Raw genomic sequence first — 14,423 nt, 5'->3', positions numbered from 1 at the left:
GCTTTGGCGAAGTTGTTCGTCGCGACAACTGCCTCTGCCTTCAATTTGGCCGTCTGCGGCGTCGCCTCATACGCAGCTTCGTACACCTGCGATTCCCGTTTGTTTTTGGTCGTTACCGTCAGGTCCACCGAACCGGCTGTAGCTCCGGTGTCCTTCAGGCTAATCGTCACATCTGTCTTGCCCGCTGCTACCGTTCCTGTGCCCAGCAGCGTTTTCAAATCGCCGTGTTTGTAAACCTTGACGATATCCCCCGCTACCAGCGACGTTACTTTTACCGTATCCGGGATGCCCAAATTATTGGTATAAGTGACGTTGCTGCCCGTTGGCGCATCGGTTTGCGGCTCCATATCGAAGCTCACCTCAAGCTTGTCGGACTCCGGTTTTCCTTTGCTCGTCACGGAAATCTTTACCATGCCTGCATTCATGCCCAGCTGACTGATACTCAGGCTAAGCTCTGTTTTACCTGCCGCTACGGTTCCCGTTCCAAGCAAAGACGTCCCGTTACTGGCGTACACCTTCACCACATCGCTTACTGCAAGTCCCGTAACCTTCACCGTATCGGCAGTCGGAGCCAGATTATTCGTAAGGGTTACATTGCTTGCACTGATGGAGGTGCTTCCGCTCCCCCCAGAAGACGCTGCGCCCACATCGTCAGAACGCAGAATCCGGCCGTTTGACCCGGTTGCAACGAATGCTTTGCTGCCGAAAGCAACTGCATAGAGACGGTCGTCTCCAATTGGATGGGCGCTTTTCACTTGCTGGGTTGCCCAGGTCAGCCCTTTATCCTTGGACACCGCAATCTGACAATACTCGCCGACAGCCACGAACGTACCGGAGCCATAGGTCACACCGTTCAAATCCTCCGTGCCGACGACTTTCTGGTTTTCCACGCTCAGGTTCGTCAGCTTATCGGGCGAAGTCAGGATGATGCCGCCGCCATGATTAAAACGCAATCCGGCTACCACCAACGTTTCGTCCGCATAGACGGAGCTGCTGTAGAAGGTCATATTAATAGTGCCTCGATCGAGGAACCAAGCATCCATCGTCGTCCAGCTCGTGCCGGTTGCATCGTTCGAAACATACAGCGTCCAATGCTGACCGGCTAATACAAAGCGATCACCCATAAAGTTGATCGTATTAATAGGGCCGTTGCCCGCCGAGGTGGTCAGACGCGTAGCCCATGTCGCCCCGCTGTCCGTCGAAGAAACGACGATACCGTAGCTTTGCCCGGAGTCGCCTCCGACCAGCACGATATTCGCGCCGTTGATGCTGATATCGTTAAAGAAGTAACCGCTGTAATTCGAAAACGTAGCCGCCGTTGTCCAAGCCGTACCGTTCGTTGAAGTCAAAAGAACATTCTGATTGCTGTCCGATACAGCGACCATATAAAACTTGCCGTTCAAAAACTTCAGGGCGGTAAATTTTTTATATCCGCTTATGGCTTGCTGCGCACTCCAGGTTTTTCCGTCGTCCTTGGAGGTCGTCACCAAATCGGGCGACATGTACAATTCGCCCATTGCCACGAACGTACTGTTGCCGTAAGCGATGTGCGTAAGATGCGCTGTGCTTTGGGTAGTAGGAATAACCTCATTCCACTTTAATGCTGTGTCTGCGGCATAAGACGAAGCGTAGGCCGGAATCATCCCTGCCAACAGGAGACAGACAGTAAAAAGTGCAAACAGTCTATGAAGCTTCATTTTAGTAAACATACGCGGTAGCCCCCATTTCCCTCTTCAACCAATGTGTAATCGCCCAACGCTCAATCATGAGGCTCTCGGTCCATAAATTCTGTATGTATCGACGCTCTTCACCTCAGCTTTGAATCCATAATTGTGTCGCCGACCTAGGTCCAGTTTAGTTGAAAGAGCCGAAAGGCACATCTATAGAAAGTTATAGACCTCGCAAAAACTTACTTTTTTCTATGCAAAAAGCCGATGATCGGCGCATCTCATATAAAAGGCTGCCACGGATTCCCATTGAAATCCGCAGCAGCAGACATGTCAGGAAGGTGATCGCCTGTCATTTAATAACTGCAGCTCCCTGGCCCGCTGGATCGCCTGTACTCTTTTGTTGACCTGAAGCTTACCGTAGATATTGTTGGCGTGTGTCTTAACGGTACCTTCTGTAATCTCCAGCTGCAACGCAATCTGTTTATTCGAAAGCCCCTCCGCCATCAGACGCAGGATCTCCAGTTCGCGGCTCGTGAGCAATTCGATCAGAAGCGGCTCCTTGGCTTGGGCTTGCCGCTCCTTGGCCGCCGGCTTCAACGGGTCCTCCAGCTGTCCAAGTCTTAGATAAACCATTCGTGCGAAGATCATCTCCAGCACCTCAAGACGCTCGGCTGTGAATGCGCCGGGAACCAAATTATTCTCCAGGTACAACACCCCTGTACGCTGGTCCAGATAACGAACAGGCAGACAGAGAATCGATTTGACCCGCAGCTGCTGAATGTAAGGGTCGGCCGCAAACGGGCTTTGTCCGGCCTCGGCCAGAACAAGCGGCTCCTTGGTATTCATGGCAAACTGAACGACTTCAACGGCATATTCGTCATCGCCGCGGGAAACTGTGTCCTGACTGCGGCTTTCGCCGCGGCGGACCTCGACGACCAACTCCCCTTGCTTTCGCAGAAGGATCAGCCCTCTCTCTGCCCCCGCATGATGAATCGCCAGTGTAAGAAAAGCGTCCAGCAAGTCGGTCTCCGCCAGACCGCCCGATCGGATCTGCGAGGCCTGTCGAAGAATTTCCATATCCAGCACCGGGCCTAGAGCTGCAGCGGGATAACCGGACGGCTGCGGCTGCTTTCTTTCAATTTCATCCTGGCCGACAATGGCGACGTCTTTCCTGCCGGTGGGCAGGGAAGCAAGCGCCGGGTAACGCTCCCGCAGGCTCTCCACCTTGCCGAACGCGCCCCATCTGAAATAAGCTTCGCAGGCGTTGCGCAGATACGCTTCTGCCAGCGTATGCTCGCCTAGCGCCAAATGAAAGCGGGCTGCCAGCTCGGCAGCCACCGCCTCGTCTCGCGGCTCCCCCACCTCCCGAGCATAGCGGACGGCCTGATGATAAAGCGCCTCCGCCTGAGCAGGCCGGCCACTGATGCGCGCATATTCCGCCTGCATGGCGTACAACTTGGATACAGCGCAGTCCGGAGCGCTCCGGGACCAGCGCTTCATTTGGCGCATCAGCCGCCGCAGCGTCTGGCGATAGGCGCGTTGCGAACGCGCGGAAGCTTCGCCATATACCGCCATAATGGCCAAAGCGGAGTAAAAGCAGTAGCGCTGTTTGACGGATTCCAGCAGTCTGGCTTGAAGATGCCTGGAGGCTTCGGCTAGCCCAGCGGCTTCTGCATAACGGTTATACACATAGGCGACTTCCATCTTGCAAGTATAGAGATACAGCAAATTTCCGCTATGCTCGTCACTTAACAGCGGTTCCTGCAAAAGCCGCTCCTCGCTCATGGTTCCGATGTCGAACGACAGCTCGCTGCTCTCCGCATTCCTTTCCAGCAAGTCCACGAAACGTTTGGAAATTTGCAAAACCCTGAACGTGGTTTCATCAAACATTCTTCCGTATTTTTCTTCATACGCGCTACTCACGGAACCCAACGTCCTCAAATCCCGATCGGAAACAAGCATACTGCAGGAAAACGAATTTCCCGCGCTGCTCATATCTCCGCAAGCCATACTGAGCTGCCCCGCTTGATCAAAAATAGGCGCGATGTCCCGGGGACGAAGATGCTGCAGAATGATAGCCGTCATCATCTCAATTCTGCCTCGCAAAAGGACACGGCCGGATTGCTCGGCATAGTAACGGGCGATCTCGGCTAAACGAAGCGCGTCCTGATAACGGCCAAAACCATAGGCCAGCGTAATCGCATACGAGCCTAATGCAATGGAGAAGGCCTCGACAAGCCCCTGCCGCAGCGAAAGCCGTACATATCTGGCAAACATGATGACAGCCAGCTCCGGCTTCACAATAAAAATAACCGCAGAAGCGATCATTACCACCTCCGACAAAGCCTGCTGCCGGGCATCGCCGCTTACGGCCACAACCTCCAAAGGCCGACTACCTCTGGACAGCTTCAGTTTGAGCTGCATTTGTGTACGGGCAACTTCATGGAGGATGTGCAATCGGGAGAACCCGGACGGAATCGACAGCCCCAGCTCCCGCATCGCCCGGAGCGCGATTTCGGTAGCGCGCTGCAACTGCTTGTGGAACGTGTACATCTTGATTTGAATGATGTAAATACGAGCCCGAATATCCGCCTGCCCGGCATGCTCCAGCAATTGCGCCAGATCCGCTTCCGTCTGCCCGTAATCCTCATGAAAGTATCGACACTCCGTACTTTCCAGCATGAGCTGTAAATAAAGGGAGTCCGAGCGCAGCCATCCTCCGGCTTCAACCAATCGCGCTCCTTTATGGAACAATTCCAGCGCCTGGTTATATGCGGCGGAGGCCTTCGCCTGCTTGCCTGCCTGCAGATTAAGCCGGGCAAGCCGGTCCTTTTCTGCCGATTCGGTCATGCAATTACTGCCCGCATTCAAATGATGGACCAGCTCGAACAGGCTGTCGCCGGCGTTATCCGGCTGCCCCGACCGCAGCATGAAACGGCCGATATGCAAGTGAGTCCGCTTTTTGCCCGTTTCCGGCAAGCTGTTATACGCGGCCTCCTGGACCTGATCGTGCAAGAACGTATAGCCGCTTTCATCGGCCACAATCAAGCTCTCCTGCACGGCCGGGAGCAGATCCTGCTCGATCAGCCCAGCCGATCTCTCGCTAAGCAACGCAAGGATGGGCAAAGTAAACGAGCTCCCCAAACAGGCGGCCCGGCTGAGCGTTTGACGGGTCTCCGGCGGAAGGGCTTCAAATTTGCTCATAATCAGGTCAATCACGTCATGATACCCGTCCATTTGCCGGATTCCATCCATATTGCAGTCCCACTGCTCCCGTTCCATATCAAAAAAAAGCAAGCCGCGCTCATAACAAATTTGCAGCATTTGCTTTAAATAAAACGGATTTCCCGCCGTATGTCTGTACAGGGCATGGGCCAACGGCTTGATTTCGCTTGGATCGCGATGAAGCGCCTCCGCCACATACCGGCTTACGTCCGGGTACCCGAGGGCGGGCAGACTGATGAAACCAATTTCCGGATTGTTCGGCACGGACGGGCTCAGGAACAAGTTCCGGAGCAGATGTCCTTCCTCCAGCTCGTTGTCCCGGTACGTACCTACGATCCATACATGGCGCAACGAATTCTGGTTAACTAAATCCCGAATCAGATATATCGTTGCCGAATCCGCCCACTGCAGATCCTCAAGTCCGATCACAAGCGGATGCATGTCCTCTGCCAGCGCCGTGAGAAGATTGCCAAAAACCATTTGAAATCGGCTCGTTGCCTCCAAAGGCGACAGCGTCTCCGCAGGCGGTTGTTCACCGATCAACCAGCCCAGCTCGGCAATAACGGGCGTAAGCAAGCCGCCGTTGTGTCCCAAAGCCCGCAGCAGCTTGGTCTTCAGACGAGCAACCTGCTCCTCCTTACCGGCCAGAAGCCGCCGAATCAGAGCGGATATCACGGTAATGAACGCAGCATACGGCTTGGGCTCCTGCAGCGGCTCGAATTTGCCGAACTCCGCAAACCCCTTATGCAGCAAAACATGCTGCTTCAGCGCTTTGACAAACGTAGACTTCCCGCTCCCGGCACGGCCGCTGACAAACAATACGCCTTTGCCGCCGGAGCGGATCCGGTCATACATCCCCAGAAGCTGCTGCCATTCCATATCCCGTCCGTACAACTGCTCGGGCAGCCGGAATCTGCCGCGCGCATCCAGCTCGCCCAAGACAAAAGGATCGATTCTGCCCTTTTCATACCATTGTCGGGCGCATTTATTCAAATCCTCCAGAACGCCTGCCACGCTCTGGTACCGCTCTTCTATGGATTTGGCGAGCAGCTTCATCACCAGATGGCTCAAAGCTTCCGGAATATCCGGATTGACCTTCTGAGGAGAAGCCGGCAGAACGGCCATATGGGCGTGTATCCACTCCTGGGCCGATGCCCCCTTTAACGGCAGAACGCCCGTCAGCAGCTCGTAAAAGAGCATGCCCATTCCGTACAGGCTACTGCGCTGATCAATGCCCCGCTCCATACGGCCAGTATGCTCCGGGGAAAGATATGCCCATTTGTCCGTCGAAAAATCGGTCTGCGCCCGTTCCGTCCGTTCAAGCTTCAATTGACCGTGCTCGGCATGAATCATCACATTATCGGGGGTTATAGGAAAAAAAGCGATTTCGTTCTGGGGCTGTTCATCCAGCAATTGCACAGCTTGAAAAGCAATTGGAAAAAATCGATCAAGATCGATTGAATTCTCTTGAATATATGATCGTAACGTCAGTTCATAAGCCCCACTCAAGCTTCTCGATCCCCCATGTCTGTTCTCCGAATATGTCTTTCGACGCAACTAATCCTTCTACCCTTTCTATCGGCAAAGCGCATAAACATTATAAATCAAAAATAACTCTCTGCTTCGGACTTCTGGCCGAGTAGGAGAGAGTCGTCTTTATGATTCTTTTTGTATTGACCATATACTGTTTATATAATATACTGTTTATAACAAATACAGTTACCAACGATAAAAGGAGAGGATTTTTATGAACAATGCCACGCCTGAAGTCACGCGCGCCGCTGGCCGCAAAGAATGGATTGCCTTGAGTATTTTGTGCTTGCCGCTAATGGTCGTCTCGATGGACGTTTCCGTGCTGTTTTTCGCCGCGCCTTCCATTGCCACAGACCTGCTGCCCACCGCAACCGAACAATTGTGGATATTCGATATTTACGGCTTCATTCTCGCCGGTCTCCTGCTGACAATGGGCGCCATCGGCGATCGCATCGGACGCCGCCGGCTGCTGATCATCGGCTCCGTCGGCTTTGCGCTCAGCTCGCTGCTCGCCGCCAACGCCCATACGGCACAGGAGCTGATCTTTGCTCGCGGCCTCATGGGGATTGCAGGCTCCACCTTGATGCCCTCCACGCTGGCGCTCGTTCGGACGATGTTCCAGAACCCGTCGCAGCGGACGAAAGCCTTGGCGGTCTGGAGCGCCGTCATGGCCAGCGGCGTCACTGTCGGGCCAATCATCGGCGGCTTGCTGCTCGATACCTTTTCCTGGGGATCGGTATTTCTGATCAATCTCCCGGCAATGGCCTTGCTGCTGCTCATTGCCCCGTTCCTGCTGCCGGAATCCCGCAGCGCCGTGCCTGGCCGGATCGACATCCCCAGCGCCGTACTCGCTCTTGCCGCCATCCTGCCTGTCACCTACGGCGTCAAAACACTCGCCGAAGGCGGCTGGGCCGCACTGCCGGCGATCCTGCTCGCCGCCGGTCTGCTGGCCGGCATCGCCTTTGTCCGCCGCCAGCTCGCCGTTAGCAGCCCCCTGCTCGATATTCGCACGCTGCTGGAGCGGCGGACCGGCGGCTCGATTCTCGTGAACTTTATCGCCTCCTTTGCGCTGATGGCCAGCGCGTTGGTCAATACGCAGTTCCTGCAATCGGTGCTCGGCTACTCCGCATTCGCAGCGGCGCTATGGAGCGTGCTCCCGTCGCTGGCCGTCGGAGCCGCAGCGCCGCTGGCCGCCAAGCTGTCGCAAGCCATCGGACGGCCGCGCGTCATGGCCGGGAGCTTCGCCGTGTCGGCTATCGGCTTCGGTGTCTTGACGCAGATTCGGCTGGACGGCTTCTCTCCGCTCGTGCTGCTGCTCGTCGGCGCCGGCATGATCGCCGCTGGAATCGTCTCGGTCATGACCCTGGTGACCGATTACGTCGTGAGCGTCGCGCCGGCTGACCGCTCCGGGGCCGTTGGCGGCCTCATCGAGACGTCCAGCGAGCTCGGCGGCGCCTTCGGCATCGCCCTGCTCGGCTGCCTGCTCGCCGCCATCTACCGCCACGCGGTCGCTCCCCAGCTGCCCGCGGAGCTCGCCCCGGCGGCGCTGCACGCCGCCGGGGAAACCGTCGCCGGCGCCACCGCCGCCGCGCAGACGTTGCCCGCGGACGCCGCGTCCCAGGTCCTGGCGGCCTCCCGCGAGGCCTTCATGACCGCGATGCACGCGACCTGCCTCGTCTCGGGCGTGCTGCTGCTGCTGGCTGCAGCCTGCACCCTCGCGCTGCTCCGCGACAAGCGGGCCGCCGTCAACGCTGCCGTCTGACAGCCGACGGAAGGCCGGCACCGCGCTCCGGGAGTCGCGCGCGGTGCGGACGCTGCGCGCGCCTCAAACCGGCTGTCCATGTCCAGATCAGCAGCTTCCCCCTCGTTGCGCCCCATCCGCACGCAAAAGACGCTTCCTGCCCCACTTGTCCAGTGGGTAAGGAAGCGTCTTTGTGTAGATGGCGAGGGGAGCGCTCAGCTGCCGATCCCCCCGCCGCTTTTTTTACCGTTCAAGTAATGCTCGATCCCGTCCAGAATCCGCGCCAGACCAAATTCCATGTCGTCGCCGACCGTGTTCTGCCCTTCGTGCTCGTCCGTATATGCGCCGGACTGAATCATCGGATACAGATGCGGGAACTGCTCCGGCTTGACTAGCGTCCGCAGCGCGGCCGAATAGCCCAGTCCACCGAACTCCTTTTCGCTGGAGCCGGCCCGCACGGCGCTGTCGATATCCCGCTGCAGCATGCCGCAAGTACGCGCGTAGCCGCTCAACAGCAGCACGATCGACATCTTCTCGTAATCGTTCAGGGGCATGTCCTGCAGAGGCCTAAGCGCCCAATCGACAATACGCAAATTGTTTGGCGTAAGCGGAATGCCGAAGATCGGAATATCCCCGTACCACGGATGCTTTCGGAACACCTCGACGGTGCCCAGCACATATTCGCGCATGCTCTCCCGCCACTCGTGCGCCGCCCGCTGCGGAGGCAGCTGCAGCTCGCACGCCGCCTCCTGCATCAGCATCAGCAAATCGTCCTTGCTTGGAATATAGCGGTACAGCGACATCGCCGTGAACCCCAGCTCCGACGCCACCCGGTTCATCGAAACCGCCGCCAATCCATCCTTGTCGGCAATCTCCATCGCCTTCTGCACGATCTGGGCAATGCTCATCTCCCGCTTGGGACCGCGCTGCGGCAGCTTGCCCAGCCCCCAGCCCAGCGCCGCGCCAGCCGGCAGCAGCTTTGCCGCTTCCTCCGGCGTCATCTCATCCTGACTCATATCCCGTTCCCCCTTGTCCGCCCGAATGATCACCATGAAAGTGTTTATCCTATAAACAGTATATCACACCTGCGAAGGTTCGAAAAGAAAGCGGGAACCGCCCCCGGACAGCTCGTCGCCTTGCTGCGCCTGCGCTTACACTTGCGCTTGGCCCCGGCACTTCCGCAGCGGAGACCCGCCAGCCGGTCCAGCCCTTGCGCCTGAAGCGCCGACGGGAATTTGACAGCCGCCGTACGGCCGGGGCCGCGGTCCGAAAGTCGCGCGCCGTTTGAGCCTACCGCCCCCCTCCTTCCTCCATTTGTGACAAATCCCCGTCAAAATCAGCAATGATTTCGCCGATTTCACCCGGCGAATGACTCGTTCGAGTCATTCCGCCAGTCCCGGTCGGTGACTATACTTAATCTGATAGAAGTGAAACCAGATCGGAGGAGCATGTTCATTGACTGAATTCACCAACGCCCCAGCCGCCCGACAATCGGGCGCATCCCCCAAAACGACCCCTGTGAAGCAAGCCGTCTATCAGGCTGTGTGGAGATGGCATTTTTATGCCGGCCTTATCTTTGCCCCGTTCCTGATTATTCTGGCCATCAGCGGATCGGTGTATCTGTTCAAGCCGCAAATTGAGGGGTATCTGTACAAAGATTTGATTCAAGTCCGTGAGGTCGGGCAGCAGCCGCTCTCTCCCGGCGCGATTATCGCCAAGACCGAAAAAGGGTATCCAGGCGTCAAGGTAGCCTCTATGACCTTAACCAATGACAAGCAAGCGACCTATGCGATGTCCGTCAACGATGCCGGAACCGCCAAAACCATGTATGCCGATCCCTACACCGGCTTCATTCAAGGGTCCTTGATCAGCGATAAAACCTTTGCAGCCTTCTTCAAAAAAATGCACAGCCAGCTGCTCATCGACGGCACCTTTACCAACCGGCTCGTCGAGCTGGCTGCTTGCTGGGCGCTCATCCTCATCGTCACCGGACTCATTCTCTGGTGGCCGCGCACCGGAGCTGCCATCTGGGGCACGATCCTGCCGCGGCTGAGCAAGCCGGGCAGCCGAATGTTCTGGCGCGACCTGCACGCCGTGCCGGCCTTCTGGATTTCGCTCGTGCTCGTGCTGCTCATCCTGACCGGCTTGCCTTGGTCGGGCGTCATGGGCCCGCAGATCAGCAAGCTTGCCGATTCCACCCACACCAACGTGCCTCCGTTCGCCTATAGCTTTGGCGCCAAGCCGCAATCGGTTACGGTCGCCAAGGACATTGCGGAGGGGCTGCCTTGGGCCGCGGAAAACCTGCCCGTGCCGGCTTCGTTCGCCAGCGGCGGCTACGTTCCGCTTGGCATCGACGACATTGCCGCCGTTGCCGACAAGCAACACGTAGAAAAGCCCTACACGATTACGCTCCCGCGCGGCGAAACCGGCGTCTACACCGTATCGACGGCGCACGCCAAGCCAGGCACCGACGCCACCCTGCACATCGACCAATATAGCGGCGCCGTGCTGACCGATGTGCGCTTTGCCGATTACGGCATCATGGGCAAAATGATTTCGTGGGGCATCGCCTTCCACGAGGGCCGCCTGTTCGGCTGGCTGAACCAGCTGCTCGGCTTGCTCGCTGCGCTCGGTCTCGTACTCGTCTCGATCAGCTCCTACTTCATGTGGCGCAAGCGCAAGCCCGATGGCCTCGGCGCTCCCGCGCGGTCCAGAAGCCGCAAGGTTACCGTCACCGTGCTGGTGCTGCTGCTCGTCTGCGGAGCGCTGATGCCGCTGCTCGGTCTGTCGCTGATCGTCGTCGTGCTGCTCGATTGGCTCGTCATTCGCCGCATTCAGCCGCTGAAGACGTGGTTTGCAGCCTAAAAGGAGGAGAATGACCATGAATGTTCAATCCACACCCCTTCGCCACATCCTCACGCTGGGCCTGCTCGCGTTGCTCTTGAGCGGCTGTACCTCCAACACGGACCGCCGGGACGCCGACGGCTTCGCGCCGCATCTGACCGTGGACCTGAAGGTCACGGCCCCGGCCGAAGCCGGCACGGAGGTGCCGTTGTCCGTCGAGGTGAAGAAAAGCGGGCAGCCGCTGGCGCAAGCCGACAAGGCCGAGTTCGTCATTTGGCCGGAGAGCCATCCGGACCAAGCCGTCACCGTTCCGGCTAGCCAGCAATCGCCCGGCCTGTACGCGGCCCGATATGCCTTCAGTGCCGAAGGCCTGTACATCGTGCAGAGCCGCGTCGCAGCCGCCGATCTCGAAGCGATGCCCGCCAAGCGGATCGCCATCGGGCCGGCCGCCGTTGAGCAGCTGGCACAGCTGGAGCATCCGGATCAAAAAGACGGCGCAGCCGCTTCCGGCGGCGAACATCATCATTGACCTGCGCTACCATGCGAACAGCCTGGCCGGATCATTCCGGTCAGGCTGTTTTTGTTCGGGCTATGCTGATTCGATTGGGCTCAGGCTCATTCGATGGAACCGGACCAGGCCGAGCAGGCCCCGGCCGCGCCAAGCAGCTCAACCCGCGTCAGCCAACTGCAAGCATCCGGGACCAGCCCGATTACAGCGTGCCGGATGCCTGACCCAGCAATTGGCCAAGCAGCTCATAGTCGGGCGCGTCTCCCTGACGGATTTTCAGCCATTTCCTTTCATCAGGCCCTTCGAAGCCCTTAGGAAACGCAAGACCGGAGGCATTCATGATCATGAAAGCGATCGCCTCCTTGGAGGGGGAAATGACGGCGGCATAATGCCCATTTTTCAGAAAATGCGGCTTTTTGTATTGAATGCGCTCCTCCACCTCCGGGATGACTTGATGGACCAGCTGCCGCAAGCGGCGGCCAACCTCGACTTGCCACGGCTGACCCAGATGATCGATAAATGCAACAACTTCCTCGTTCGTCATATTCGTTACAGCTCCTTGTCATTGGTTTTGGTGGGAGGAGTCAGGGACCGGACGAAGATCTTCACGTTCTCCTGAATAAACGCCTCCAGTTGAATGCCCGGATAGTGATGTCCGGCCTCCAAATCGTTCATAAATGCTCCATACTGAGCCATCATGAAGGTGAACGCCAGCATGGGCGGATTGAGGCAAACCGCACTCCCCCGCTCTTTCATCTCGTTCAAATACGCGGTCAAAAACGTTAGCAGCTGACGGGGATGCCGCAACCGCCGTTCTTTAAATCCGGGAATATACCGTTCATCCTTTAAAGCAATCTGGATCAGCTTGCGGTCACGGTTCATGGTCTCGTGATATTTACGGCTGATGGCCAGCAGATCGGTTTCCAAATCCCATACCAGCTTTTCGTTAAAAAGCACCTGCATCTCCTCCGCATACTGGAAACGTTCAAGAGCCGCTTCAAGCAAGTTTTGCTTGCTTCCGAAATGCCGAAACAACGTCTTCTCACTTAATTGTGCAGCGGTGGCGATTTCCTCCGTGGTGACGCCATTGTAGCCTTTTTCTGAAATCAGATCGATTGCAGCGCGTAATAATTTCTCCGCACTTCCCTGCTTGGACTGGTGCATGACCTGCTCCTTTTCTACAGACCGTCCAATATGACTGTCAGTGGTGACTGACATTATCATAACCTACCCTTCCGCCTGCCGTCAAGCGGATGCACCTGACAAGCTCTAGCCTTAGCCTGACGCCATTTTAGCAGTCTTCAAATCCAGCACGCTCCCCTCTTTCTTTAAAATGCCATCCACGCCAGCCATACAAAAAAGCTACCGACAACGTAACGTCAGTAGCTTTCTCGTATTTTCACACCAACTTTAATGGCCCATTCCTTGGCGCTGTTCTTCGCCTTCAGGCGGCTTCGTGCGGCGGATGAACAGACCGATGACAAACGCCAGAATACCGATGCAAAGACCTGCCCAGAACGCATTGTGCAAACCTTCAATCATGCCTCTGAGCGCTTCAAGCGGATCGGTCGGGCTGGCCGATTTCGCCAAATAATCCTTCGTGCCGTTAGACATAATGCTGATGAACAACGCCACGCCGATAGCTCCGGCCACCTGCTGCAGCGTGTTCATAATCGCCGTACCGTGCGGATACAGCGCGCGCGGCAACTGATTCAACGCCGTTGTTTGCGCCGGCATCATCACCAGCGAAATCCCGATCATCATCAGGATATGAACCATAATCAGATAGCCCTTCGTCGTCTCCATATCCACGCCCGTGAACAAGTAGATCGCCACGACCACAATCGCCAGCCCCGGAATCACGAGCACGCGCGGACCGAATTTGTCGAACAGAACGCCGGCAACCGGCGCCATCATCCCGTTGACGATGCCGCCCGGCAGCATAATCAGACCCGACGTGAACGCCGTCAACATCAGCGGACCTTGCAAATACAGCGGCAGCAGCGTCAACGTCGAGAACAACGTCATCATCATCGCGAGCATCAGCACTGTGACCAGCGAAAACATCGGGAATTTGAACGCGCGCATATCCATCACCGGACTTTTGAGCATCAGCTGACGAACGGCAAAAATCACAATGCCGAGTACGCCGACCGCCACCATCCAGTACACCTGCGGATTGCCCCAGCCCAAGTCACCTGACTTGCTGAAGCCGTACACCACACCGCCAAAGCCAATTGTCGAGAGCACAATCGACAGGATGTCCACTTTGGGCTTCGTGATCTTCGATACATTCTTCATATAGATGGTTGCAAAAATAATCGAAAATGCCGCAAGCGGAATAATCAGATAGAACAGCCAGCGCCATTGCAGCTGGTCAAGAATGAGACCCGATACCGTTGGCCCAATCGCCGGGGCCACCATGATCACCAGACCGATCAGCCCCATCGCTCCGCCGCGCTTCTCGGGCGGGAAAATCGCCAGAATCGTATTCATCATAACCGGGAGCATCAAGCCGGTTCCGAGGGCTTGTACTACACGCCCGACCAGCAGCACCTCAAACCCCGGCGACACAGCGGCAATGACCGTACCCGCCAGAAACAGCGTCATTGCACCGATGAACATCTGCCGCGTCGTAAACCATTCTTGCAAAATCGCCGTTACCGGCACGAGCACGCCGACCACCAGCATATATGCCGTAGATAACCATTGAATCGTAGACGGAGTTACATTTAATGCCTTGATCAAATCGGGAAAAGCATTACCGAGCAAAGTTTCGTTCAAAATCGCAACGAATGCGCCGATGATCAGCGCAATCACAATCGGGGCGCGTTTGATTTTGCTCAAATCCGGCCCATCTACATTCGTTGCAGCTTGATTTGCAGCTTCCATTGTAATCAAT

At 56.9% G+C, this 14,423-nt stretch carries 8 protein-coding genes and 1 pseudogene; 3 read left to right on the top strand and 6 right to left on the bottom strand.

The features are described 5' to 3' along the window. Together B5M42_RS23905 and B5M42_RS23895 are read right to left on the bottom strand one after the other, a co-directional pair. Positions 1–1,709 (bottom strand): annotated as a pseudogene (locus B5M42_RS23905) (hypothetical protein); the annotation flags it as partial. A gap of 291 nt (positions 1,710–2,000) precedes the next feature. Continuing rightward, positions 2,001–6,404, bottom strand: coding sequence for an AAA family ATPase (locus B5M42_RS23895; RefSeq protein WP_134755545.1), 4,404 nt, complete (start codon positions 6,402–6,404; stop codon positions 2,001–2,003). 238 nt (positions 6,405–6,642) lie between these two features. On the opposite strand from B5M42_RS23895, the gene B5M42_RS23890 reads away from it, so the two are divergent. After that, positions 6,643–8,190 carry an MFS transporter gene (locus tag B5M42_RS23890; RefSeq protein ID WP_134755547.1) on the top strand — a complete coding sequence of 516 codons (1,548 nt, stop codon included), beginning with the start codon at positions 6,643–6,645 and terminating at the stop codon, positions 8,188–8,190. Positions 8,191–8,384: 194 nt separating this feature from the next. On the opposite strand, the gene B5M42_RS23885 is transcribed toward B5M42_RS23890, so the two are convergent. Next, entirely contained in the window at positions 8,385–9,185 is an 801-nt protein-coding gene (locus tag B5M42_RS23885; protein WP_134755549.1) for a TetR/AcrR family transcriptional regulator, read from the bottom strand. Positions 9,186–9,624: 439 nt separating this feature from the next. On the opposite strand from B5M42_RS23885, the gene B5M42_RS23880 reads away from it, so the two are divergent. Beyond that, a complete protein-coding gene (locus B5M42_RS23880; protein WP_268999342.1) occupies positions 9,625–11,034 on the top strand; it encodes a PepSY-associated TM helix domain-containing protein in 1,410 nt (469 codons plus the stop codon). Between the two features lie 16 nt (positions 11,035–11,050). Further along, on the top strand, positions 11,051–11,542 hold the full coding sequence (locus B5M42_RS23875) for a FixH family protein (protein ID WP_167690159.1): 492 nt from the start codon (positions 11,051–11,053) through the stop codon (positions 11,540–11,542). 181 nt (positions 11,543–11,723) lie between these two features. Here B5M42_RS23875 and B5M42_RS23870 read toward each other — a convergent pair whose 3' ends face one another. The 3 genes from B5M42_RS23870 to B5M42_RS23860 all read right to left on the bottom strand — a co-directional run bounded on the left by B5M42_RS23870 (position 11,724) and on the right by B5M42_RS23860 (position 14,413). Further along, positions 11,724–12,065: a DUF1801 domain-containing protein gene (locus B5M42_RS23870; RefSeq protein WP_134755553.1), complete on the bottom strand. Its 342-nt coding sequence runs from the start codon at positions 12,063–12,065 to the stop codon at positions 11,724–11,726. A 5-nt stretch (positions 12,066–12,070) separates the two neighbouring features. Further along, positions 12,071–12,685: a TetR/AcrR family transcriptional regulator gene (locus B5M42_RS23865; RefSeq protein WP_134755665.1), complete on the bottom strand. Its 615-nt coding sequence runs from the start codon at positions 12,683–12,685 to the stop codon at positions 12,071–12,073. 246 nt (positions 12,686–12,931) lie between these two features. Further along, the gene (locus B5M42_RS23860) at positions 12,932–14,413 is read right to left on the bottom strand and encodes a DHA2 family efflux MFS transporter permease subunit (RefSeq protein ID WP_134755555.1); all 1,482 of its coding nucleotides are present in this window, start codon (positions 14,411–14,413) and stop codon (positions 12,932–12,934) included. Positions 14,414–14,423: the final 10 nt, after the last annotated feature.

The sequence above is a fragment of the Paenibacillus athensensis genome (assembly GCF_004514475.2).
GTDB classification, from domain to species: domain Bacteria; phylum Bacillota; class Bacilli; order Paenibacillales; family NBRC-103111; genus Paenibacillus_AL; species Paenibacillus_AL athensensis.
Note: the sequence above shows the minus strand (reverse complement) of the source record. Positions and strands in the feature narration are given on the sequence as shown.